Source organism: Pseudoalteromonas sp. Of7M-16 (assembly GCF_022347805.1).
In the GTDB taxonomy this organism is placed as follows: Bacteria; Pseudomonadota; Gammaproteobacteria; order Enterobacterales; family Alteromonadaceae; genus Pseudoalteromonas; species Pseudoalteromonas luteoviolacea_F.
Window position 1 is genome coordinate 77,354 of record NZ_JAKRFY010000008.1, and the last position, 23,079, is coordinate 100,432.

Sequence of the window (23,079 nt, forward strand, 5' to 3'; positions counted from 1 at the left end):
TTTATATAACCGACGTAGCGATTATTTTAAAACAGCAGCAACTGCATCAGCAAAATAATCAATATTGCTTTGGCTAATACCCGCCACATTTACACGGCTAGAACCCACGATATAGATTGAATATTCCTCACGTAGGCGGTTAATTTGCTCTTTATTAATACCTAAGAATGAGAACATACCGTGCTGGCGCTCAATGAATGAGAAATCATGTCCAGTATTTCTCTGCGCTAAGCTATCTTTTACAAGGCTACGTAAACCGTTAATACGATCACGCATTTCAGCAAGCTCTTGATGCCACTCTTGTGTTAACTCATCACTTGAAAGGATAGTATTTACAATGTCGGCACCATGTGCCGGTGGCATAGAATAGATGCTGCGTACTACGCTTAATAGAACTGAGTTTGCAACATCCGCATTCGCTGCATCTTTAGAGATAACAGAACATGCACCAATACGCTCACGGTAAAGACCAAAGTTTTTAGAGCATGAAGAACAAATGATCATCTCTTCTACTGTTTGAGCTAGCAAACGTAGACCATTAGCATCTTCGTCTAGGCTGGTACCAAAACCTTGATAAGCAATGTCTACAAGTGGAGTAAAGCCAACCTCTTTAGCAAGGTCCGCAAAAATCTGCCACTGTTCGGCATTCAGATCCATACCACTTGGATTGTGGCAACATGCATGAACTAAAACAACGTCACCCTTTGGCACTTGCTTCAGCGTATCAATCATCTCGTCAAAAAGTAGCCCTTTATTCTCGTAGTCGTAGTAAGGGTACTCTTTTACTGTCAAGCCAGCAGCTTCAAATAGGCTAATATGGTTTGCCCAAGTTGGTGTCGTCACCCAAACCGTCGCATCTTTATTACAACGCTTAATGAATTCAGCAGCTACGCGCAAAGAGCCTGTGCCACCTGGCGTCTGCGCCGTACGCACTCGGTTGGCAAGTAATGTAGTGTGACTATTGCTTAATAACAACTCTTCCATCTTAGCGCAAAAGTCTAAGTTACCAGCTAACCCAATGTACGATTTTGTGGTTTCGTTTTCTAAACGAAATGCTTCTGCTTTTTTAACCGCTTTTAAAACCGGAGTAGCACCTTGCTCATCTTTATATACACCAACGCCTAAATCAATTTTTTTAGGGTTATCGTCTTGCTTATAAGCTGCCATTAGGCCCAAAATTGGGTCTGTAGGAAGTGGTTTTAGTTCTGAAAACATGTGTATTTTTTTCCTATTAAAACTAGTACGCAAAAACACAAGGCCGCAAAAATTCGCTCAAGCGCATTCAAGCTCACCTTCATTTCTCTAAGTATTCAACTCGATAATACGTAGTAATCGTGGGGGTTATAGTTGCCATAATACTAACACAATTTAACGAGAACACGAGCCCTCTCACTCAGGAAGGTAGTGTGTTATTTTCATGCAAGCCGCAACCAGTACAGATAAATTGTCAGGAGTAAAAAAGTCTTTACTAAAAGCCTCTGCATCAATGATCCCGACACACTCAAAACTGTCGTTTAACAATGGAATACAAACCTCAGCTTGCACTTTCGGGTCACAGGTATAATACTCACCGCCCGTTGCAATATATTCGGGAATATCATTGATAATACGGGATTGTTCTGACAATACAGTTTGAATGTTGTTCGAAGTCGCTGCAAATTGTTCATTAATGGGAAAGAGAGGGCGACTTGGCGCACCGTTATAGGCCAACTTCAAGAGCTGATTTTCACCGTCTACCAATCTCGTTTGGTAGATGCCAAACCAATCTACTCCGGTTTTACAGGTAACGAACTCTACAATAGCTTGCAGTTTAGACAGTAGTTCTGTGTTTCTTTCACTGTGTGAAATATAAGAATTCAATTCAAATGGTGCTTCTTGTAGATGACCAAATAAGCTACAACTTCCCCCTTCACCAAGCTCTGGAATTTTATAAGACCATATCGGTTTGGTTTGATTACTTGCCAAAAATGCCTCTAAAGAGTCTAGTTGCAATTTCACCAAAGAAGGTTCCACTGGGGTTTTCGTTTTATTTAAGTATGCAGAAATCATTTAGCCATCCAAACATCTATATATCTAAATCAAATTTAACACGCAATTATGCCGTTGACTATAGGAAAGAGCATGTTTTTTATTTTGAGGAACAATAGAAAGGAATAAGTGAAAAAAAATTTCAATATTTCGAACAGCTAGTTGAGGGAGTAAACAAGCCTTACTTCATTGCCTATTTGATTGTAACTCACACTATCCGCAATCTCTGAAAGCAATTGAACACCGCGCCCATGTTCATTAGATAGAGAGTTATCATGTTGCACTTCAGGCTGCATAAATCCGCTGCCAGAATCTTTTATATCAAAGGTAATCGAATGCTTTTCGGGAGAATAAGAAGCCGATATTTGAATTGACGCATTGTTCAGTTCAGCCAATGCTTCAGCCCGCTGGGTATAATATTCTAGAAACCCATCTTCTTGGTTTTTTAATTCAGAGCTGATCCCCAGCACACCATGGTCTAAAGAGTTATTGTACGCTTCCGATAATAACAGGAATATATTGGACCTATGCGCATCCACTCCCTCAACATTACTCAATACATTAACCACTTCTAATACAGGATCAGTCACTTTCATTTGCTCGGCGTCTAAAGAAACTGACACATCAAAGGGCAAACAAGAATAATGCGTATCACTTGAACTCTCTACCTCGGCTGCCAAACAGTTAACTATTGCAATACTCAAGTCATCCTGTTGCTCCGCATGTTGTGCAAACCCTCTTACTTTATCTATCACTTCCTGCGTTGTGATAGCATTTTTACTTTGCAAAGTATCGATGAACCTTCCTTCACCAAACATTTCGCCATCAGGCCCTTCACTTTCGATGATCCCATCGGTAGCCATCACTAATCGCGTACCCCGCTCTACCTCAAAGTGTAAAATGGTTCTTTCGAATTCTTCATCGTCCAAAATCCCCAACGCCATGTGCTGCGACTCAACGGTTTTCAATACCTTACCCTGGCCATTAATCAAATAAATGTCCGGCAGCCCTCCCAACCAAGCCGAAATATTCTTACCAGAACTGCTCAACTCAATAATCGCTGCGGCGCAAAACATGTGGCCTGGTAGCAAAGTATATAAAGAACTGTTCAGCTCCGTTGCTATATCCCCTACAGCCATTCCCTTTTGTACCATAGTGTAAAAGATTTTCGATGCAGGAAGCGCCCCCACGGCAGCCGCTAAGCCGTGGCCGGTAAAGTCGCCCAACAAGCAATAAAAACCACCTATGGGGCTTTTTGCCATTAAAAACATGTCACCATTGAACATAGAGGCAGGAGAGAGATGAAAGTCACACAGCGTATCAAACCTTTCTTGGCCTGACAGGGCATTTCTAAATATATGCTCTACAATTTCATGCTCTCTTTCAGTTTGATTGTAATGATACTGCAGCTGTTTCTTTTGTTCGTTTGCTTCTTTGCTGAGCTTTCTTGTACGGGCGTGGGCACGAATTTTTGCAGAGAGAATAATTCTGTCAAAAGGTTTATGGATGAAATCATCCCCGCCAACTCGCAGACACTTTTCAAAACTAGCATGATCTTCAAGCGCGGTTATAAAAATAATGGGTAAATACACATCCCCAGCGTACTCCTTGATCTTTGGCGCCGTTTCAAACCCGTTCATAACAGGCATCATGACATCAAGCAATACAATGTCTACCTCATGCTGCTGCAACAAGTCCAGCGCTTCTTGCCCGTTGTTTGCAACCAATACATCATAGTGTTGTTGCTCCAACATGGCAGTGAGCAATCGGCAGTTAAGAGGTTGATCATCAACCACTAAAATAAGCATGCGATCGAACTCAGTTAGTCAATTTCAAACTTTTTATCAAACCGAGATATCTGCAAGATTTTCTTTAATTGTGGTCTACAATTGCTGATCTGTATGCTTCCAACAGAATCACCAAGTGTTTTTTTCATATTTAATAGCATCCCTAAGGCTGAGCTATCCATGTAGTCTGTATCTCGTAAATCGACGACTACTTTTTCTGTTTCGGCGTTCACCTCTGCATAGGCTTGGCGAAATGATTGTACTAAATTAAAGTCAAACTTCCCTTTAATTTGGATTGTTAAGGTCTTTCCGTCGGCTGAAGCATTTTTGCTCAGGCTCATTGCAAGCTCCTACTTTGAATTTGGTATTGTTATCCATCTTTATGTTTTAAATATAATCGTATTACGTAATTTCGCCAAAAAAATATAACAGCACAAAACACTTTTTGTTAGTATCCAAGGTAATGAAACTAGTTTGGAGTAAGCCATGTCAGAAGGTCGTTTAGTATATTCTACCGAGCTGGGAAGAATTAAACCGCAAGACGAACAACCGCAACAAGAAGTAAAGCTTTTTAAAGATGGCCACATTCGCATTGAACGTCAAACCAAAGGTAGAAAAGGTAAAGGCGTGATGTTGGTAGTCGGCATTGATCCTGAACAGCATGATCTAAAAAAATTAGCTAAGTTACTGAAAAGTAAAATGGGGCAAGGTGGTGCAGTAAAGGATGGTGTAATTGAAATTCAAGGCGATGATCGTGAAAAGCTAAAAGGTCTATTAATTGCTCAGGGATTCAAAGTCAAAATAGCAGGGGGTTAATTCCCTGCTACTCTCATAATATCTGGCTCTTGAGCAAATACTTGTTGCTCTGTCAGCGGCGCACTGTAGTAGTAACCTTGTACGATATGGCAATTATTCCGCTGTAAAAAAGCGACTTGCTCGGCGGTTTCCACCCCTTCAGCAACCACCTTCATACTGAGCTTCTGAGCCATCGCAATAATTGCGGCAGTAATTTCCATGTCATTACTATCATCTGGAATATCCTTCACAAAGGACCTATCCACTTTGAGTACATCGACTGGGAAGCGCTTCAGATAACTGAGCGACGAGTAGCCTGTTCCAAAATCATCAATTGATAGTGATACACCTAGCTTTTTCATCTCCTTTAGCTGCTCAATTGCTGCTTCGACATCACCCATTAGCATACTTTCTGTCAACTCAAGGTGAAGCATTGAAGGTGGTAGGCCTACTTCATCTAATGTGTGAGAAATCGTCTCGATTAAATTCGCGTCCTTAAACTGTCGTGCAGACAAGTTAATTGAAATATCAGCGGTATACCCTTTAGATTTTAGCACAGAAGAGAATCTGCAAGCCTCTTTCAAAACCCATGTACCTATTTCGACGATTAATCCCGTAGCCTCAGCAATTGGGATAAACTTAGTCGGCGGGATCCCGCCTTCCGTTGGATGATTCCACCGAATTAACGCCTCATAACCAACAATTTTTCCACTTCGACTATCTATTTGTGGTTGATACTGCAATGAGAATTGTTGACTCTTAATCGCCTGTCGTAATTCATTTTCTATGTGCAATCGCTCATTCGCTGCCGCATTTAGCTCCTGAGAATAAAAATGGAAGGTGTTTCGCCCTTTAGCTTTGGCTTCATACATGGCCAAATCAGCATGTTTTAATAACTGCTCTTCTTCTTGGCTATCAAATGGTGCCAAAGTGATACCAATACTGGCACTGACAATGACTTCGTTGTTCCCTAGCGAAATGGGTTGGCTGAGAGTTTTTTGTATTGTATGTGCCACATCCATTGCGTTGTCTCGGGTGCTTATCCCACTTAGCAAAACAGCAAATTCATCACCACCCAATCGCGCAATTGTATCCTCGGCCCTTAATCTTTGTTTAAGTCTATCGGCAACCTCTACAAGTAACCGATCTCCTGCATCATGTCCGAGTGTATCGTTAATACGTTTAAATTCATCGAGGTCAAAGTAAAATAGCGCAAACGCGTAGTGCCCACGAGAGGCCAATGCCATGGATTTACGCAGTTGCATACGGAAAAAGGTACGATTAGCTAAGCCTGTTAGAGTGTCAAAATAGGCCAGCTCTTCCATCTTTCTTTGACTTTCTTTAACAAATGAAATGTCTTGTGCAGATGCCACATAACTTGAAATGCGACCACCATTTTCCCGGATTGGAGAAATACTCAAACTCACCCAAATTTGGTCATTGTTGCTACTTTGCAACAAAGTATCACCACGCCAGTAGTTACGGCTTTTGAGGTCAAAATCTATATCATCAATTAAAATAGCCATCTCGCTAGAAATAATATCTAGCAGTGGTGCATCCAAAAAGTGAGATTCGGCAAACCCAGTCATTTCAACCATTTTTGGATTCACATACTCAATTTTGAATCGTTCATTGGTGATCACCACCCCAGTACCAGAAAAAGCAACAGCTTTGGATAACCGGTTTGCCGCCTTCTCTGCGATTTCTTTTTCATTGATACGCTGATTCAATCCGTTGACTAATTTTTTAATATCATCACTCATGTCATTAAATGATGCATTCAACAAACCGATTTCATCATCACTGTCGGCGAGTTTCGGATGATCCCATTGACCTCGACCAAAACTGATCAGAACTTTAACCAATTGATTAATACGCTTCAAAATCAGATGGTAAATTACTTGGTGCAGGAGCATGGCAACAAAACCGGCGTAGAGAACAAACAAGCCAAAAAACTTGACCTTGAGCTCTTCAAGCGCGTGCAAAGCCGTATCTCGGCGCTTGTACATACCAACATACCAGTCAAGCTCCCCCAAATGCATCACATTTGCGATATGGCCTGCTTTGTCATGTACAAACTCATCTTGATAGCTTGGTAAATTTACCTTGAGCGCAGTGTCAATCACGCGTTGTATTGGGCTGGGTAATGCATCTTTTGTTAACAACTCGGAATGCTCGGTATCTCTGAGTAAATTTGGCGCAGATATAATCCGCCCCTGTTTATCAAAAATAATGTAACTTTGCTCTGCGGTCGGTTTTGGCAGCCTAGAAAGCAAGGTTTCTAAATCTAAATCGCTCCCAGTAAAGCCTCGATACACATCTCCTTCATACAGCGGAACTAAAATACTCACTACCCATTTGCTCCAAATAGGGTCGTGATGTACATCGGACCAAACAGCTTCTCTGGTAGGGTTTAACTCCTCGCGTAACAGCGGTTGAGCGTGAATATTAGCCTGTCTATTCTGTGCGCTGTCTAAAAGGACCGAGTTAGGTGGCGCAATTCGTACAAAGTTCTCTGTGGTATAGATATAAAAATTGAAAAAGTCTTGCAGCAAAATAGGTGACAGAATATTCCAAAGACTTTCTGACTTTTGAAATAACGCTTGATCGCTTTCGCTCAATGTATCTTTCAAAATGTAAGCTGCCGACATGCCATTAGCAGCAACACTATGCATTCTGCCATTACTCGTAGTTAAGGGTAACTCGGTATTTAGTGGTATCTCCGTTGCTGACAGAAGCTTTTTTGACACAACGACATTTGTCTGTTGAGCGAGGCTCTTTTTAAGTTCTAAATAGTGAGAAAACTGCTGTAATACTTGCTCACTTAAACCGTGTAATTGGACAAATTCAGCCTCAACGAGATGCTTTTCCTCAGATTTCAACATCAACGCGGCTGCAAATACGCCAGCAATGACACACACAGCGGAAATTAAGATTGATAATTTCACACTTAGAGAATTAGCACCAAAACGCGAAGGAGGACGACGGTTGCCCACGATAAACCCTTTACCCTGTTATGTTTTTTTTCATATATTGACTTGAATATATCAGATCACGTAATTCGTAGCCAATGCAATTAGAGTATAATTTAAAATACCTAGTTGTAATTGGTTCGATATCTGTGTTAATAATACTGCTAATACTGATTTTTAGATACGAACAGATTATGAACTTTTTCACGCGCCGTTATTTTTTCTTTTTTAGCTTCTTTAGGTGAAGAGGCTTAACTGTTTGCGCGTAAAAACGAATAGCTAAGCCTCCCACCATCTGGGAGGCTTTTTTTTTGGCACAATGGGAGTGAGGACCATGACGCAAGATACTTTAGATGCATTGAGGACAGAGATTAATGAAATTGACTCTGAATTATTAGTACTTTTGGCAAAGCGTAGACGTATTAGTCACGGGGTATTGGAATACAAAATTAACAACAATAAACCGATCAGGGATGAAGAACGAGAACTTGCCCTCTTAGAAAAACTAATTCGATACGGCAAGTCTCTGGGCCTAGATCAGTTTTACATTAATAATGTTTTTCAAGTAATTCTGGAAGACTCCGTACTCAATCAGCAGGCGCTCCTGCAAAAGAGCCTGAATCCCGACACCGTCAATGATACGCATAGAGTTGCCTACCTAGGTGGGCAAGGTTCGTATAGCCAGTTAGCTTGTCACAAATATTTTAGCCGTCGCCCCGGGAAAGTCGTCGAAATGGGCTGCCAATCATTTGAAGATATCACCAATTCAGTTGAAAAAGGCAAAGCCGATTTTGGTATTTTACCAATCGAAAACACCAGCTCAGGCAGTATTAATGAAGTGTTTGACTTAATGCAACACGCTCAAGTTTCTATCGTTGGAGAGGTCACTCACAGTGTAGAGCACTGCCTATTGGCCAAACCCGGTATCGAGCTTAAAGATGTGAAAAAGATCTATGCACACCCACAACCTTTCGCACAGTGCAGTCGCTTCTTACAAAGTCTTGCAGACGTTACCCATGAAACATGTGACTCCACTTCGAGCGCTATCATGGCTGCTGCGGAATGTGACCAAAGTGCGGCGATTGGTTCTGCGCAGGCAGGGCGTTCACAGGGCTTGGAAGTCATAAAAAGTGAACTTGCCAATCAAGCTGAGAACCACAGTCGCTTTATTGTAGTCGCAAGAAAACCACTTCAAGTATCAACTCAAATCCCAACAAAAACCAGCCTTATCATGGCGACAAAACAGCATGTCGGTTCCCTTGCAGATGCATTGATGGTGTTTAAAGAAAACAGCATTAACATGACAAAACTTGAATCGCGTCCTGTTCCAGGTAACCCGTGGGAAGAAGTCTTTTACGTAGATCTACAGGCAAATATTGCGGATCCTCAAGTGCAAAAGGCGCTGGAAGCGCTCAAAGAGCATACTCAAACGGTTAGGATTTTAGGCTGCTATCAAAGTGAGTCACTCAAAGCGGTAGAGCCTATTTGATTGAAAACCCCAGCTTAGGTGCTGGGCAAACCCTCTTAACTTAATACATACTTTCTCTTAAGAGTATATGCGCTACTAATGTAGCGCAAAAAATTACTACTTATGAAGCTAACTCATCGAGCACCTTGGCATCATTGGCTTTATTTAAAATACCTCTACTCTGCGCTAAGAAAGTATGGGCACTGTCAGAGAAATAGGTCTGCGCTTTATCAAACCCTTCTATCAAAGCTTTTTTGTCACGTTGTTTCAAGCTTTGAAGTGTTTGCGCAAAGGTATCCTGATAGCTGGCGAGCAATCCTTCAACGTCGTCAAATTGAGCAAGCATAATATCGGCATATAACTCAGGGGACTGTGCAAATAAACGGCCGACCATCATCAACTCCAATTGATAAATGGGTGAAGAACAACTGCGAAGCTCTTCCAATGTGTGACACTGTTTTGCTAAAAACTGACCGTAAACAAATGTAGTCAAGTGCCGCATGACCTGAATAATTTGCATCGCTTGGTCGTGCTTTTTCGCTTCCATTGAGACGATATGGCATCCCCAGATCTGAAGTTGTTTCAGTAACCCCTCATATGCCGCTTGATCTCGCCCGTGGCAAGCTACTACAGTTTGCTTAACCCAGTGAGAGATATCTGGGCCAAACATTGGGTGCAAACCAACTACAGGGCCTGGGTGTTTTTTGAGTAAACTTTTAAGTGGAGTCTGCTTTACAGATGTAATATCCGCCAAAATGCATTCGGGATCCAGCGCAGGCAAATCATCGATAACTTGTTCTAAGCTGTTTATAGGCACGCTCACAAGCACAAGTTTCGCGCCGGATAAAATATCTGCGGCCTCTTCTTGATGACTTTTATCGAGTATTTTGACTTCATAACCTGAGCGTCGAAACTGCTTTGCAAACAACTGACCCATTGCTCCTTCACCACCTACTATCACTATTGGCGAAAGCTGCGGAGCTGTACACGCTAATTTACTTTGCTGATTTTCGTATGCTTCACGCATCATTCTGCGCAAAATATCTTCAACCAATTCAGGGTTAACCCCCTTTTCTTGCGCTTGCTGACGACGTGCCGCAATTAAAACCGCTTCTCGATCTGGAGCGTGTAGTGGCGCCCCCTGTTGCTGCTTAATTTTCCCAACCTGCTCTGTTAGTTTTCTGCGCTCAGCAAGCAAGCTAACCAGCTCGCTATCACAGCGATCTATCTGGACACGCAGCTCATCTAGACTCAAATTATCTCTCATTCCCATACCGTAAACCTTAATTTACACCAGTAAATATTTAATTACACCTAGTCTAACAGGACGAATTTTATTAAGAAAGTAACATTTCGTTACTTCATGAAATTATAAGGTACAAACCAATGGGTTTTAAATTTACATGTCAGTAGGTGAGTATTACGACAAAAGATAGCAGACAATCAATGAATTGAAATATAGAGGGAGAAACCAAACAGGCCGCATGAAGCGGCCTGTTTGTTAAGCATAGGTAGTATGCGCGTATTAGTTAAGTTTTTCTTTAATACGTGCAGATTTACCAGAACGCTCGCGTAAGTAGTAAAGCTTAGCGCGACGAACCGCACCACGACGCTTAACTGTAACGCTGTCAACCAGTGGGCTGTGTGTTTGGAAAACACGTTCAACACCTTCACCGCTTGAGATCTTACGAACAGTGAAAGATGAATGAAGGCCACGGTTACGCTTAGCGATTACAACACCTTCAAAGGCCTGTAGACGCTCTTTGTTACCTTCTTTAACACGTACTTGTACAACAACTGTGTCACCAGCGCCGAACGCAGGTACGTCTGTTTTAAGCTGCTCTTCTTCAAGCGCTTTAATAATATTTTGGTTTACTTTTGCCATTTTATTTCTCACATTCCTAGGAGTAACTGTCTTCTAGCCACAAGCTTCGTGTTCTTGCTGAAATTCAGCAAGGAGCTTTGCTTGCTCCTCAGTCAGAGCTAGGTTACGCAACAAGTCCGGACGGCGTAGCCAAGTCCTGCCTAATGACTGCTTTAAGCGCCATTTTGCAATTTCTTTGTGGTTCCCACTGAGTAATACAGCAGGGACCTGCTTTCCATCCAATATTTCAGGCCGAGTATAGTGAGGGCAATCTAACAGGCCATCCGAAAATGAGTCCTGCTCAGCAGACTGATTGTGACCAAGCACACCAGGCACTAATCGTGCAACCGCATCGATAAGCGTCATAGCGGGCAATTCGCCACCACTGAGAATAAAATCACCAATGGACCACTCTTCGTCTACATGAGACTCAATGATCCGTTCATCTATACCTTCATATCGACCCGCCACTAAAATCAACTTTTCAGACTGTGCTAATTCAGCAGCGCCTTGTTGATCCAGTTTGCGTCCCTGTGGAGACATATAAATTACTTTTGCACCATCACCCGCTGCAGATTTTGCATCAAGAATGGCTTTTTCAAGCGGCTCTACCATCATCAACATACCTGGACCACCGCCGTAAGGCCGATCATCTACAGTACGATGTTTGTCAGTAGCATACGCTCTAGGGTTCCAACAATTGAACTCAATCAAACCGTTTTTCACAGCTCGACCAGTTACACCTTGCTGAGTAACTGCATCAAACATTTCTGGGAACAGCGATACCACGCCCACCCAAAGTTTTTGCTGATCACTCATTAAAATGCAGGATCCCAATCAACCGTAATTTCACGTTCATCATGCTTAACTTCAATAATGACAGAATCTGTCAAAAATGGAATTAAGCGCTCAGTCTGACCAAATGCATCTTTTTTGTTTGCTTTCACAACCAAAACATCATTTGAGCCAGTCTCCATCAGGTCATCGACATGACCTAAGTTGTAACCTTTATTAGTTACAACCGTCATACCAATTAAGTCTCGCCAATAAAACTCCCCTTCAGGTAATTCAGGAAGCTGCTCACTATTAACGGCGATTTCAGCGTTGGTATAAGCCATTGCTTCGTCTCTGTCGTTAATGTTTGCAAATTTAGCGATGAAACCCTTGTTGTGGCGACGCCAGTCGCTCACTTCAAGTGCTTGCCATTTACCTTGTTGCCCTATCAACCATGGGCTGAAATCGAAGATCCCTTGGGGATCATCAGTAAATGAATGCACCTTAAGCCAACCCTTAATACCATAAGGGGCACCTAATTTGCCGACAACTAGTGTCGAGGTGTTATCTTGACTCATGGTTACACTTACGCCTATTAAGCCGCTTTACGAGCGTCTTTAACTAACTTAGCTACGCGATCTGAAAGAGATGCGCCTTGGCCTACCCAGTGATCAACACGAGCAAGATCTAGACGAATTTTTTCTTCCTGACCAGAAGCGATTGGGTTAAAGAAACCTACTTTCTCGATGAAACGACCGTCACGCGAGAAACGGCTATCCGCAACCACGATTTGATAGAATGGACGCTTTTTAGCGCCGCCACGTTGCAAACGAATAGTTACCATACCGTCCTCTACATAGATTGACTGTTTTCATTAATAAGATATTACTTCCCACTACGGGAAGCTGGGGAATTGTACGAGTTTTTCTCAACAATGCAAGCATGTTTTGGATTTAATTCTCAATCTTGACATGCCTAGGTCAATTTGGACCTAAAACGCACTCATTGTTTGGCTTCGCACACGCCAAAATAAAGAAACGGGTGCTGTTAAAAACACCCGTTTAAAAGCTCAAGCAAAGCATTAATCACCTTGCTCGCAGGGAGGTATTACACCTTAGAACGTATATTTCGCATTTAGGGCAAAATTGCGTCCAGGTTGCGTGTACTGTCCTAGCGCTGCGTCAGCAGACTGTCCAGCAACGCTCTCATATGGAATATATTCCTTGTCTAGCAAGTTAAAGACGCCCGCATTGAGTCTCAAGTTACCAAAATCGTACTCAGCGAAGAGATCAACCGTACCCCAACCCGCTGTTTTGACTTTGTCATCAGCTGGTACCTTAGTCATGCGTTTGGCTGCTTTAAATGCAGCTGTAACTGACCAGTTGTCCAGCTCATAGCGTGCTTTTGCAAAGCCATTGAGTGGACTAAGAGTGCTAATGTATTCATTGGTCTCTTTATCTTTACCCTGTACATAAGTAAAGCCAGTATCAATCGATACATTGTCGTTTACCCAGACAGTGAAATTAGCTTCTAAACCTTTGATCTCGACTTCTGCGATATTTTGGTACTGATAGTATGTCTTAGGAGGCATGCCTGGAATTTGGCTTGGCTCTACGCGCACTATTTTGTTTGAGATAAAATCATCAAATTTTGAATTAAATACTGTGACAGAGAACTGTTTCGACTCAAAATCACCTTTAACACCAAATTCAATGCTATCGCTGGTTTCTGGCTCTAAATCTGAATTAGGTAGAATTTGATAGAACGGCTCAACACCATGACTTTGATATGCAAGATCATGAGGTGGGATTTTGAAACCTCGAGAATATTGAGCAACAACATTTAAGTTTTCTGACACAGAATAAACTAAGCCCAGTTTAGGAGACAGAGCCGTTTCACTGATGTCGCCGAACTCTGTGCCCGCATATAATTCACTTTGTTTAGCATCCATCTCATAGCGGTCAATACGTAAGCCAGCATTGAGCTTAAGTGTATCTGGTATCAAGGTAATGTTGTCTTGAACAAATAGACCTAGCATAGTTGTATCTGCGCCTGGAAACGTCTTTTGTCCTTCTCTATCTTTGCTTTTATTGCCTTGCGCATCAATCCGTGTTTTATAACGAGGACGTGACGTCTCGTAGCTATCAAAATCAAATCCATAAACCAATTGATGAGCCAACGAGCCAAATTCAAGCTGTTTATCAAGGACCAGGCGCGTACCAAAAATAGATTGCTCGAAACGGTAGTCATTGAAGTCAGTATATGGTCCTGTGCGACTGCGGCTGCCATCATTAGCGCGGATCTGGTCGCTCAGTTGCTCAAAGTCTGTGTAATAAACTTGTGCGCTTAGATTATCGTAAAAACTGGTTGCACTCGCTGTATCAAACTCTAAAGAGAATGAAATGCTTTCATTGTCATCTCTTGTTTCATAAGCATTTGCAGTAATGATTTGCTCAACATCTTGGTCAAAGTAGTCCACTGTCGCCAAAATACTTTCATTATCAGTAATTTTGAATTCAGATTTGAGTAGCAATGCATTTGATGTGTAGTCAAAACCGGGCAAATCTTCTGCATAGTTTTGGGTTTCTTCACCATCGCGACGTGTAACTTGAATAGATGTCGCGTTAGAATCACTCAGCTGCTTGGCAAATGTCGCCGTCGCGCTTTTTTCAGCATTTACGCCATAGTAACCAAGGCCAACTTGTGCGTATGTATCCTTACCCGATAAATAATCAGACGGATTTTTTGTCGAAATGACAACAATACCGCCAAGCGCATCTGAACCATATAGCGACGATGCCGCGCCTTTGGCAACCTCGATTTGCTTAACATTATCTACATCAAAATAGCCGCGGCCGATAATTAAACCACCACCACCTGAGTATGCATCATTTAAACGGCGACCGTCTTTGACGTACACCACGCGGTTTCCACCGATACCACGAATATTGAGCGCTTGGGCTTCACCTGTAGAGCCCGTAGTTGTAATCCCTGTTTGATACTTAAATGCGGTATTTAAGTCAACTGCTAACTCACGTTCAATCTCTTGTTCGGTGACAACATTTACAGTGCCTGCGACATCTTCAAGCTTTTGCTCAATACGCGACCCTGATACTACGATTACTTCGCTATCTTTTTCAAATTGTTCAGCAACAACATTAGGCGCAGTTAAGACTGCCGCCGCAATACCTAGCGAAAGAGTAGTTCTTTTAAACATTATCTTTTAACCTCAAACAGGAAGAATGAATAATTTTCGCTGTGCACTATAAAGGTATTTTCACTCGATCGCAAACGATAATTATTTGCATTTCTATAATCATATAGATTTTATTTTCTGTAGAATGTATTATTGCCGTTATTGGATACATGTACTCATAAGGGATTTATCAGTCGCTCAAACTGAGGCAATTACAGCGCAGTTTTGGGTCAAATACTCAAGTATTAAAACGTGAGAAAAACAATGAAACATACCTTTTTTATCGGTATTTTACTGATGGTAAACAGCTTCATGGCTAACGCCGAACGCTTGGTTGTTGCTGGCGGTACAATTACTGACATCGTTTATGCACTAAATGCTGGTGACAACGTTGTTGCCGTAGACACCTCAAGTACTTGGCCTCCAAAAGCGGCTGCTTTACCTAAAGTCGGCTACTATCGAGATCTCGCCGCCGAAGGTATTTTGTCGCAAAAACCGACCATGATTTTGACTTTAGAAGGCGCAGGTCGCCCAGAAGTGCTTACACAAATTAAAAGCACAGGTGTGCCGGTTCATCACTATGACAAGCCAGATAAAGTTAACGATCTTTACACTTTAATCAACCAAGTAGCAAAGGACTTAAAAAAAGAGCACCAAGCGACTATATTGATAAAATCGCTCAAGTCCCAGTTGCCCCAAAAACCTAAACCCTCAAAAACCAAAGCCTTATTTATTCTCTCCGCGGGTGAACGTGGTGTGATGGTCGCAGGGAAAGAAACTGTACCTGAGGTGCTGTTTAACTACACAGGAATTAAAAACATCGCGACACATAACGGGTTTAAACCAATTAATCGAGAATCTATGCTCGTCGCCAACCCCGATTTTATCATCGCGCCCAGCCACGTTGTATACGGAGCCGGTGGTCCAGAAAAGTTTTGCAATCAAGCTGCACTGGCTTTGATCCCCGCTGCGAAGGAATGTCGTCTTTTAGTTATGGATTCATTAATGGCACTAGGTATGACCACACGCTTACCTGAAGCCATTGCCAAGCTAGACGCATTTCATCGTAAGCAGGCACTATGAGTAATATTACGCTCCCGATTTTAAACTCAAAGCAACATTTAAAATGGTACTGGCTAAGCATTTTTTTGCTGCTTAGCCTTGCTTGGCTGTCGCTAAGCAGTGGCCCTGTCGGTTGGGATTGGAAAATGCCCATCGTATGGCTGTTACCGGATTCAATGACAACCGACATTAATGACCTACATATAAGCGTTGTATCACAAATTAGGCTACCGAGGCTCATGCTTGCCATTTTAGTTGGCTCTGTACTTGCCTGTAGTGGTGCAGCAACCCAAGCTCTTTGCCGCAACCCATTGGCCGACCCTAGCCTAATGGGAGTCACTGGCGGTGCAGCAGTAGCCGCCATCGCTGTGATCGCACTGGCCCCCAAAGTCAGCTTTATAAACGAAGCCATGGTTGCACCGGCTGCATTCATAGGTGCATTAACCATCACCTCTGTCATATATCGCCTAGCAAATCATCAAGGACAAGTGCAAATCACCACTTTGTTACTCGCTGGCGTCGCTATTAATGCCATTGCCATGGCTATTATAGGCTTGTTTAGCTTTTTTGCTGACGACAGCTCATTGCGACTAATGACTTATTGGCAAATGGGCTCTTTAGGTGGTGCTAGTTGGTCAGCAATGACTTATGGTGCGCCATTGATCATCATTAGTACAATTATGTTGCTGTTGAAAAAACGTCAAATCAATGCATTGATGTTAGGAGAGCGAGATGCAAGGCATCTAGGTGTCAACGTAAAACGCCTTAAAACAGAAGTGGTATTTTTAGTTGCTTTGGGCGTTGGTGGCGCTGTTGCAATGGCCGGTATGATTGGCTTTGTAGGCTTAGTTGTGCCACATATCGCACGTTTATTGGTGGGTCCAGATCTGCGTAAAATGTTACCACTAAGTATGCTTTTAGGCTGCTTACTTATGCTTTTGGCTGATTGGATTGCACGCTTAATTGTTGCACCATCTGAATTGCCAATTGGCATAGTTACCGCTTTGTTTGGCGCGCCATTTTTCATCTACCAGTTAATCAAACAAAAGCGAGGTGCACATGCTTGAATGTAAAAATGTTAGCATTACTCGTGGTACCAAGCGTATTGTTCACGATCTCTCATTTACTGCTCGTCAAGGTGAGTTTATTGTATTGCTGGGAGAGAATGGTGCAGGCAAATCAACCTTGTTGAGTGCAATATGCGATGATTTGAGCTACACCGGTGAAGTGTTATTGAATGGTCAGTCTGTTCATGCTCTTGACCCTCAAACACTGGCAACCCAGCGAGCGATGCTACTACAAAACAACCGAGTAAACTTCGCCTTTAATGCCGCAGAGCTAATTGCAATGGGTCGCTACCCTTACCATGAAACAACGCAAACACAAGCGGATGTTGTCAATGATATAATAGCGCAAATGTCTCTTGAAACTTTGGCTGACAGAGATGTCACTGTGTTGTCTGGGGGCGAGTTTCAACGCGTTCAATTCGCGCGTTGTATTGCACAATTAAATGCACATAGCACTCAAACTACAGGTAAACTTATGTTGTTGGATGAGCCGACATCCGCGCTCGATCTTCACCACCAACACGTAACCCTGAGCAAAGCCAAATCATTTGCCGAACAAGGCAATACAGTTATTGCCGTGTTGCATGATTTGAACCTTGCTTCATTATATGCAGATAGAATCTTACTACTACATCATGGCATTATTTACCATGACGGAAAACCGCAAGACGTATTGCGCCCAGAAGTATTACAGCCTATCTATCGTGCTGGTATGCAAATTAACTTGCACCCCAGCTTTGAAATCCCTATGATTTTTTCAGAACCGCTAACAGGAGCCTCCAATGCGTGAACAAGCCGCTTTTGAAGCACGCACCCTAGTAAGACAGTCATCTGTCTGTGTGATCTCAACTCTTTCTAAAAACCTACAAGGCTACCCTTTTGGTTCTGTGTCTCCTTTTATGACGGACAACCAAGGTAGACTCGTGTTTTATATTGCCGGCATCGCGCAGCATTCGCGCAACCTAACCGAAGACAGCCGCATGTGCGCTACGGTTTTTGACGCCGCAGAGCAAGGTGACCAAAACGCCCATGCACGCGTTACTATCGTCGGTGATGCTGCTCCAGTGCCAACTGAGGAATCTGAAGCACTGCTAGAACGTTATGAACGTCAATATCCAGAGGCTGTTTCTTACCGACAGGCCCATGATTTCCAACTATGGCGTATGGACGTAAAACGCGTTCGCTACATTGGTGGTTTTGGTCATATCTTCTGGATAGAACAAAATGAGTGGAATGCGCAAGAACCGGAATGGACATTAGAAGATGAAAAAAGAATGGTTGAGCATATGAATGACGACCATGCTGACGCCAACCAATTAATGCTCAAACTTATTCATCAGGTCGAAGCCGAACACGTAACTATGACCACCATAGTACCTGATGGATGCTACTTACGAGCCAATGATAAAAATTACTACATTCAATTTGAAAATGTGTGTATGGATAGTAAAGCTGTTCGAATGGAATTAGTCAGGCTCACTAAGCTGGCCAGAAAAGAGTTAAACACCAGCACTGAAACTGCGCAAGATTAAATTGAAACACAGCTAAGCTGTTCAACTTTAGATCAAAAAAGGGAAGTGTCACCACTTCCCTTTTTTATATTTTTGGCAAATTAAAACTTGGGGCCACCGCCGCCAAACATACCTGGTGGCATCATACCTTTCATGCCGCGCATCATTTTCATCATGCCGCCTTTGCCTTTCATCTTTTTCATCATTTTCTGCATTTGTGTAAATTGCTTTAGCAGCTTATTGATGTCTTGCACCTGAGTACCTGAGCCCGCTGCAATACGCTTCTTACGCGAGCCTTTGATAATTTCAGGACGAGCACGCTCTTTGGGCGTCATAGAGCTAATAATCGCTTCCATTTGATTAAAAGTTTTGTCGTTAACTTGTCCTTTAACCGCATCCGGTAAATTATTCATACCTGGAAGCTTTTCAAGCATGGACATCATACCGCCCATGTTTTTCATTTGCTTTAACTGCTCAGCGAAGTCTTCAAGGGTAAAACCATCCCCTTTAAATACCTTTTCTGCAACCTTAGCCGCTTTGTCTTTATCAACTTTTGCTTCGACTTCTTCAATCAGTGATAAAACATCACCCATACCAAGAATACGAGAGGCTATACGATCAGGGTGGAATGGCTCTAAAGCGTCAGTACGCTCACCGACACCCATAAATTTTATTGGTTTACCCGTTATATTACGGATTGACAGTGCAGCACCACCACGAGCATCACCATCAGTTTTCGTTAAGATCACACCTGTCAGCGGTAGCGCTTCATCAAATGCTTTTGCCGTGTTTGCCGCATCTTGACCTGTCATGGAGTCAACAACAAATAGGGTTTCAATTGGGTTTATCGCCGCGTGTAGCGCTTTGATCTCTTCCATCATGTCGCTATCGACATGAAGACGACCAGCGGTATCCACCAGCACCACGTCGATGAATTTTTTCTTGGCGTGACTAACTGCATTGTTTGCAATATCAACAGGCTTTTGTGAAATATCACTTGGGAAAAACTCAACATCAACTTCTGAAGCTAAGGTCTCAAGCTGTTTGATTGCGGCAGGACGATAAACGTCAGCACTGACAACCAGCACAGATTTTTTCTTTTTCTCTTTTAGGAATTTAGCAAGTTTACCGACACTGGTCGTTTTACCAGCACCTTGTAAACCAGCCATCATGACAACTGCTGGCGGCTGTGCGTTGAGGTTCAGCTCTTCGTTAGCTTCACCCATCGCTTTTTCAAGTTCTTCACGAACAATTTTAATGAAAACCTGACCAGGACTTAGACTTTTGGTTACTTCTACACCAACAGCACGCTCTTTAACTTGCTTTACAAACTCGCGTACCACAGGCAATGCCACATCAGCTTCCAATAAAGCCATGCGTACTTCGCGTAGTGTCTCTTTAATATTGTCTTCGGTCAGTCGGCCCCTGCCACTGATGTTTTTAAGCGTTTTTCCTAAGCGTTCTTGGAGGTTCTCAAACATGTATCGCTTCCACTATCTCGTAATTACGCAACATTATACTGATATGCGCGCAACTAATACAGTATTCAAGTTATACAAAGATTCTTTTTACAAAGTCTATGCAAGCGGCGAGGCTTAAAATACAATAGCCTATTAAAGGACCACGAAAGTAGACACAAAGTTCATGATCATCATTTTGTCATTGTTGGCGAGCCTGTTTTATATACTAGCAACCGGACACGTGCTTTCACGTTTATTCCACAAAGAAGGCCCAAGTCAGAAGTTAACCGTTATTCTAAGCACGGTTGCAATTTTGAGCCATATGCTGGTTTTAGTGAATTCGGTGTTTACCCAACACGGACAGGATTTGAGTACCATAAATATTGCGCTGTTGACTTGCTGGGTCATTGTGGTCTCTGTGACAACAGTCTCATTAAAGTTTCCCGCAACTTTACTCTTACCCGTTGTCTACGGCTTTGCGGCTATCCTACTGATTGCAAGTCTGTTTATTCCACATCACATTATTATGGATGATATCCATGTCGATATTGGTTTGGTCACACATATTTCATTATCACTGCTGGCCTATTGTATTCTGATCATCGCAACGCTATATGCCGTGCAATTTTATTTCATCGACAAACGTCTAAAAAGCAAAGACCTGGCAATTATGAATAGCCACTTACCCCCACTAATGCAAGTAGAGTCCCAACTTTATCAATTACTTACAGTAGGTACAGGACTCTTAACCTTGGCACTGTTGGCCGGTTTTGTATTCTTAGATGGTATGTTTGCTAAAGCCTCTATCCACAAAACAGTGCTTTCTCTAATTGCATGGACTATTTTTACAGCTGTTACATTGGGCCACCATCAATTTGGCTGGCGTGGAAAGCCCGTTGTATTTGCAGTAATTGGCGCTTCTGGCATTGTGACTTTGGCTTATTTTGGTAGCCGATTTATTCAGGAAGTCATTTTAGACAAATTTTAATACAAAAAATTAGGTGTCGAACTTGACTCTGCTCCTGTGCTGACGCTTAATATCCGTTCGAAAGTAAAAAAGGGATCCTCTGTTGGACGACATATCTACCAGCGCCTTGTTTATCATACTCGGCGTACTGATACTTATATCAGGTTATTTCTCAAGTTCTGAGACTGGCATCATGTCCATTAATCGCTATAGGCTCAGACATTTAGTTAAAGAGAATAACAAATCTGCCAAACGGGTCGATAAACTACTAAAAAGACCTGATCGCCTTATCGGCCTTATTCTTATCGGTAATAACCTCGTTAACATTGCTGCATCCGCAGTAGCAACTGTCATTGGTATGCGCCTACTAGGAGATGCAGGTATTGTTGTTGCAACCTTTGCATTGACTTTAGTCATCTTGATTTTTGCTGAAGTGACGCCAAAAACACTTGCCGCTCTGTATCCCGAAAAGGTCGCCTTTCCAAGCTCTGTGATACTGAAAGTGCTATTAAAAGTCCTTTTCCCTGTTGTCGTCACTGTCAATTGGATCACAAATGGCATGTTAAAATTATTTGGTGTTTCTCCTGAACAAATTGAAGAGCACAGCTTGAGTAAAGAAGAGCTAAAAACAGTCGTAAATGAATCAAGTGCCATGCTGCCTACAAACCACGGCAATATGTTAACGTCGATTTTAGATCTAGAGCAGGTTACCGTCGAAGATATTATGATCCCGCGCAACGAAATCAACGCCATAGATATCAATGACGACTGGAAAGACATTACCCGCCGACTTACCAATGCGCAGCATACGAGAGTACTTCTGTACCGGGACCAAATTGACGATGCGGTCGGGTTTATTCACTCTCGTGATGCGCTGCGTCTGCTGACCAAAGAACAATTTGATAAACCTTCTCTGTTACGCGCAGTTCGTGAAATTTACTTTATTCCAGAAGGCACTTCCCTCAATACCCAGTTGTTAAAGTTCCAACAAAATAAAGAGCGTATTGGATTAGTGGTTGATGAATACGGCGATATTCAAGGTTTAGTAACACTTGAAGACATTCTCGAAGAGGTTGTTGGCGACTTTACTACCACCCAAACACCAACACCTAGCGATGAAGTCAAAGTCCAAAGCGATGGCTCTGTGCTAGTAGATGGGAGCGCGAATATTCGTGACTTGAATAAAGAAATGGGATGGGAGCTTCCTACTGAAGGGCCAAAAACTCTGAGTGGTTTGATTGTTGAATACTTGGAAGATATTCCCGAGTCACAACTGAGTTTAAAAATCGCAAACTATCCAATGGAAGTGATGGAAGTGAAAGAAAATATGATCAAGATGGTGAAAATTTTCCCACTGCAACAGCCTGCACGAAAAGAAGCGTAATCAAAAACGGGTTTAGCCACTGCTAAACCCGTTTGTCTATTCAAAGTAATTTAGATTATTTTCCTGCTTAAGAGAACAGCCTCTCAAACCAGCTCTTATTTAAATCATCTTCACACTTACGAAGTTGGGCTCCGTATCGAGAAGCACGGTGCTTAACCTTATTTGCAACTTTAACCAACCATTGCTTCTTTTTGTACGTGCCACGGCGATATCCGCCCCACCCTTCATGATAATTTAGGTATTGAGCATAAGCATCCCACTTGGAAACACCATTGACTTTATGGGTTTTATAGACAAACCAGCCCATGAAGTCGATAGCATCCTCAAAATCATCTCTATCTGCACCTGAATTACCTGTTTCACGAATATAATCACTCCAAGTCATGGTTTTTGCCTGAGAGTAACCGTAAGCAGAGCTGGCTCGCCCTATTGGAATAAAGCCCAAAAAATACTCCATCGGCGGTGCAGCATCGTGCCTAAATGAGCTTTCTTGATACATCATACTCATCAAGACGTGCTTTGGTGATCCCCACTTCTCTTGCGCATCTCGAGCATCGTAATACCAGTCTTCTTTTTCTTCAAAAATCTTACAAATATCATTGGGTTGCTTTGGTGGCGCTGTCGCACACCCGGTTAATGCTAAGAGTAGAGGCAAAAATATTATTTTTTTTCTCATTTTTTTTAAACTCACCTGAACTTTTTCATTTTGCTAGGGTCATATTACTTGAATGCAGCAGTTTAGCA

General features: G+C 42.4%; 21 protein-coding genes. 8 read left to right on the forward strand and 13 right to left on the reverse strand.

The window, feature by feature from the left end:
• Window positions 1–21 precede the first annotated feature (21 nt).
• The 4 genes from MHN81_RS10085 to MHN81_RS10100 form a co-directional block, all read right to left on the reverse strand.
• On the reverse strand, window positions 22–1,215 hold the full coding sequence (locus MHN81_RS10085) for an amino acid aminotransferase (protein ID WP_023398635.1): 1,194 nt from the start codon (window positions 1,213–1,215) through the stop codon (window positions 22–24).
• A 174-nt stretch (window positions 1,216–1,389) separates the two neighbouring features.
• Window positions 1,390–2,049 (reverse strand): hypothetical protein, encoded by a 660-nt coding sequence (locus MHN81_RS10090; protein ID WP_023398634.1) that lies wholly within the window; start codon window positions 2,047–2,049, stop codon window positions 1,390–1,392.
• 137 nt (window positions 2,050–2,186) lie between these two features.
• Window positions 2,187–3,836 carry a SpoIIE family protein phosphatase gene (locus tag MHN81_RS10095; RefSeq protein ID WP_023398633.1) on the reverse strand — a complete coding sequence of 550 codons (1,650 nt, stop codon included), beginning with the start codon at window positions 3,834–3,836 and terminating at the stop codon, window positions 2,187–2,189.
• A 14-nt stretch (window positions 3,837–3,850) separates the two neighbouring features.
• The gene (locus tag MHN81_RS10100; protein WP_023398632.1) at window positions 3,851–4,156 is read right to left on the reverse strand and encodes an STAS domain-containing protein; all 306 of its coding nucleotides are present in this window, start codon (window positions 4,154–4,156) and stop codon (window positions 3,851–3,853) included.
• 145 nt (window positions 4,157–4,301) lie between these two features.
• Between MHN81_RS10100 and yciH the strand changes: the two genes are divergently transcribed.
• The gene (gene yciH, locus MHN81_RS10105) at window positions 4,302–4,631 is read left to right on the forward strand and encodes a stress response translation initiation inhibitor YciH (RefSeq protein WP_023398631.1); all 330 of its coding nucleotides are present in this window, start codon (window positions 4,302–4,304) and stop codon (window positions 4,629–4,631) included.
• On the opposite strand, the gene MHN81_RS10110 is transcribed toward yciH, so the two are convergent.
• On the reverse strand, window positions 4,628–7,606 hold the full coding sequence (locus MHN81_RS10110) for an EAL domain-containing protein (RefSeq protein ID WP_023398630.1): 2,979 nt from the start codon (window positions 7,604–7,606) through the stop codon (window positions 4,628–4,630). The two genes, yciH and MHN81_RS10110, sit on opposite strands and share 4 nt — an antisense overlap.
• A gap of 310 nt (window positions 7,607–7,916) precedes the next feature.
• Between MHN81_RS10110 and pheA the strand changes: the two genes are divergently transcribed.
• Window positions 7,917–9,071, forward strand: coding sequence for a prephenate dehydratase (pheA, locus tag MHN81_RS10115; protein ID WP_023398629.1), 1,155 nt, complete (start codon window positions 7,917–7,919; stop codon window positions 9,069–9,071).
• A gap of 100 nt (window positions 9,072–9,171) precedes the next feature.
• Here the strand turns inward: pheA and tyrA are convergent, their stop codons facing one another.
• The 6 genes from tyrA to MHN81_RS10145 form a co-directional block, all read right to left on the reverse strand.
• On the reverse strand, window positions 9,172–10,317 hold the full coding sequence (gene tyrA / locus MHN81_RS10120; protein WP_239425669.1) for a bifunctional chorismate mutase/prephenate dehydrogenase: 1,146 nt from the start codon (window positions 10,315–10,317) through the stop codon (window positions 9,172–9,174).
• Between the two features lie 258 nt (window positions 10,318–10,575).
• A complete protein-coding gene (gene rplS, locus MHN81_RS10125) occupies window positions 10,576–10,935 on the reverse strand; it encodes a 50S ribosomal protein L19 (protein ID WP_023398627.1) in 360 nt (119 codons plus the stop codon).
• A gap of 33 nt (window positions 10,936–10,968) precedes the next feature.
• A complete protein-coding gene (gene trmD / locus MHN81_RS10130; RefSeq protein ID WP_239425670.1) occupies window positions 10,969–11,733 on the reverse strand; it encodes a tRNA (guanosine(37)-N1)-methyltransferase TrmD in 765 nt (254 codons plus the stop codon).
• The gene (rimM, locus tag MHN81_RS10135; RefSeq protein ID WP_023398625.1) at window positions 11,733–12,266 is read right to left on the reverse strand and encodes a ribosome maturation factor RimM; all 534 of its coding nucleotides are present in this window, start codon (window positions 12,264–12,266) and stop codon (window positions 11,733–11,735) included. Before rimM ends, trmD begins: the two co-directional genes overlap by 1 nt.
• Before the next feature lie 17 nt (window positions 12,267–12,283).
• Window positions 12,284–12,532 carry a 30S ribosomal protein S16 gene (gene rpsP / locus MHN81_RS10140; protein WP_023398624.1) on the reverse strand — a complete coding sequence of 83 codons (249 nt, stop codon included), beginning with the start codon at window positions 12,530–12,532 and terminating at the stop codon, window positions 12,284–12,286.
• 270 nt (window positions 12,533–12,802) lie between these two features.
• Window positions 12,803–14,905, reverse strand: coding sequence for a TonB-dependent hemoglobin/transferrin/lactoferrin family receptor (locus MHN81_RS10145; RefSeq protein ID WP_239425671.1), 2,103 nt, complete (start codon window positions 14,903–14,905; stop codon window positions 12,803–12,805).
• A 243-nt stretch (window positions 14,906–15,148) separates the two neighbouring features.
• Between MHN81_RS10145 and MHN81_RS10150 the strand changes: the two genes are divergently transcribed.
• Genes MHN81_RS10150 through MHN81_RS10165 form a run of 4 tightly spaced genes read left to right on the forward strand, consistent with a single transcriptional unit; the run spans window position 15,149 to window position 18,545 of the window.
• The gene (locus MHN81_RS10150) at window positions 15,149–15,967 is read left to right on the forward strand and encodes an ABC transporter substrate-binding protein (protein ID WP_239425672.1); all 819 of its coding nucleotides are present in this window, start codon (window positions 15,149–15,151) and stop codon (window positions 15,965–15,967) included.
• Complete coding sequence (locus MHN81_RS10155; RefSeq protein WP_023398621.1) at window positions 15,964–17,013, forward strand: iron ABC transporter permease; 1,050 nt, start codon at window positions 15,964–15,966, stop codon at window positions 17,011–17,013. The genes MHN81_RS10150 and MHN81_RS10155 overlap by 4 nt, the downstream gene beginning before the upstream one ends.
• Window positions 17,006–17,803 carry a heme ABC transporter ATP-binding protein gene (locus MHN81_RS10160; RefSeq protein ID WP_023398620.1) on the forward strand — a complete coding sequence of 266 codons (798 nt, stop codon included), beginning with the start codon at window positions 17,006–17,008 and terminating at the stop codon, window positions 17,801–17,803. Before MHN81_RS10155 ends, MHN81_RS10160 begins: the two co-directional genes overlap by 8 nt.
• Window positions 17,796–18,545: a DUF2470 domain-containing protein gene (locus MHN81_RS10165; protein WP_023398619.1), complete on the forward strand. Its 750-nt coding sequence runs from the start codon at window positions 17,796–17,798 to the stop codon at window positions 18,543–18,545. Before MHN81_RS10160 ends, MHN81_RS10165 begins: the two co-directional genes overlap by 8 nt.
• Window positions 18,546–18,625: 80 nt before the next feature.
• Here the strand turns inward: MHN81_RS10165 and ffh are convergent, their stop codons facing one another.
• A complete protein-coding gene (gene ffh / locus MHN81_RS10170; RefSeq protein ID WP_023398618.1) occupies window positions 18,626–20,005 on the reverse strand; it encodes a signal recognition particle protein in 1,380 nt (459 codons plus the stop codon).
• Window positions 20,006–20,168: 163 nt separating this feature from the next.
• Between ffh and ccsA the strand changes: the two genes are divergently transcribed.
• A complete protein-coding gene (gene ccsA / locus MHN81_RS10175) occupies window positions 20,169–20,972 on the forward strand; it encodes a cytochrome c biogenesis protein CcsA (protein WP_023398617.1) in 804 nt (267 codons plus the stop codon).
• Window positions 20,973–21,054: 82 nt separating this feature from the next.
• A complete protein-coding gene (locus tag MHN81_RS10180; RefSeq protein WP_036975671.1) occupies window positions 21,055–22,335 on the forward strand; it encodes an HlyC/CorC family transporter in 1,281 nt (426 codons plus the stop codon).
• Between the two features lie 67 nt (window positions 22,336–22,402).
• On the opposite strand, the gene MHN81_RS10185 is transcribed toward MHN81_RS10180, so the two are convergent.
• The gene (locus tag MHN81_RS10185; RefSeq protein WP_023398615.1) at window positions 22,403–23,011 is read right to left on the reverse strand and encodes a hypothetical protein; all 609 of its coding nucleotides are present in this window, start codon (window positions 23,009–23,011) and stop codon (window positions 22,403–22,405) included.
• Window positions 23,012–23,079: the final 68 nt, after the last annotated feature.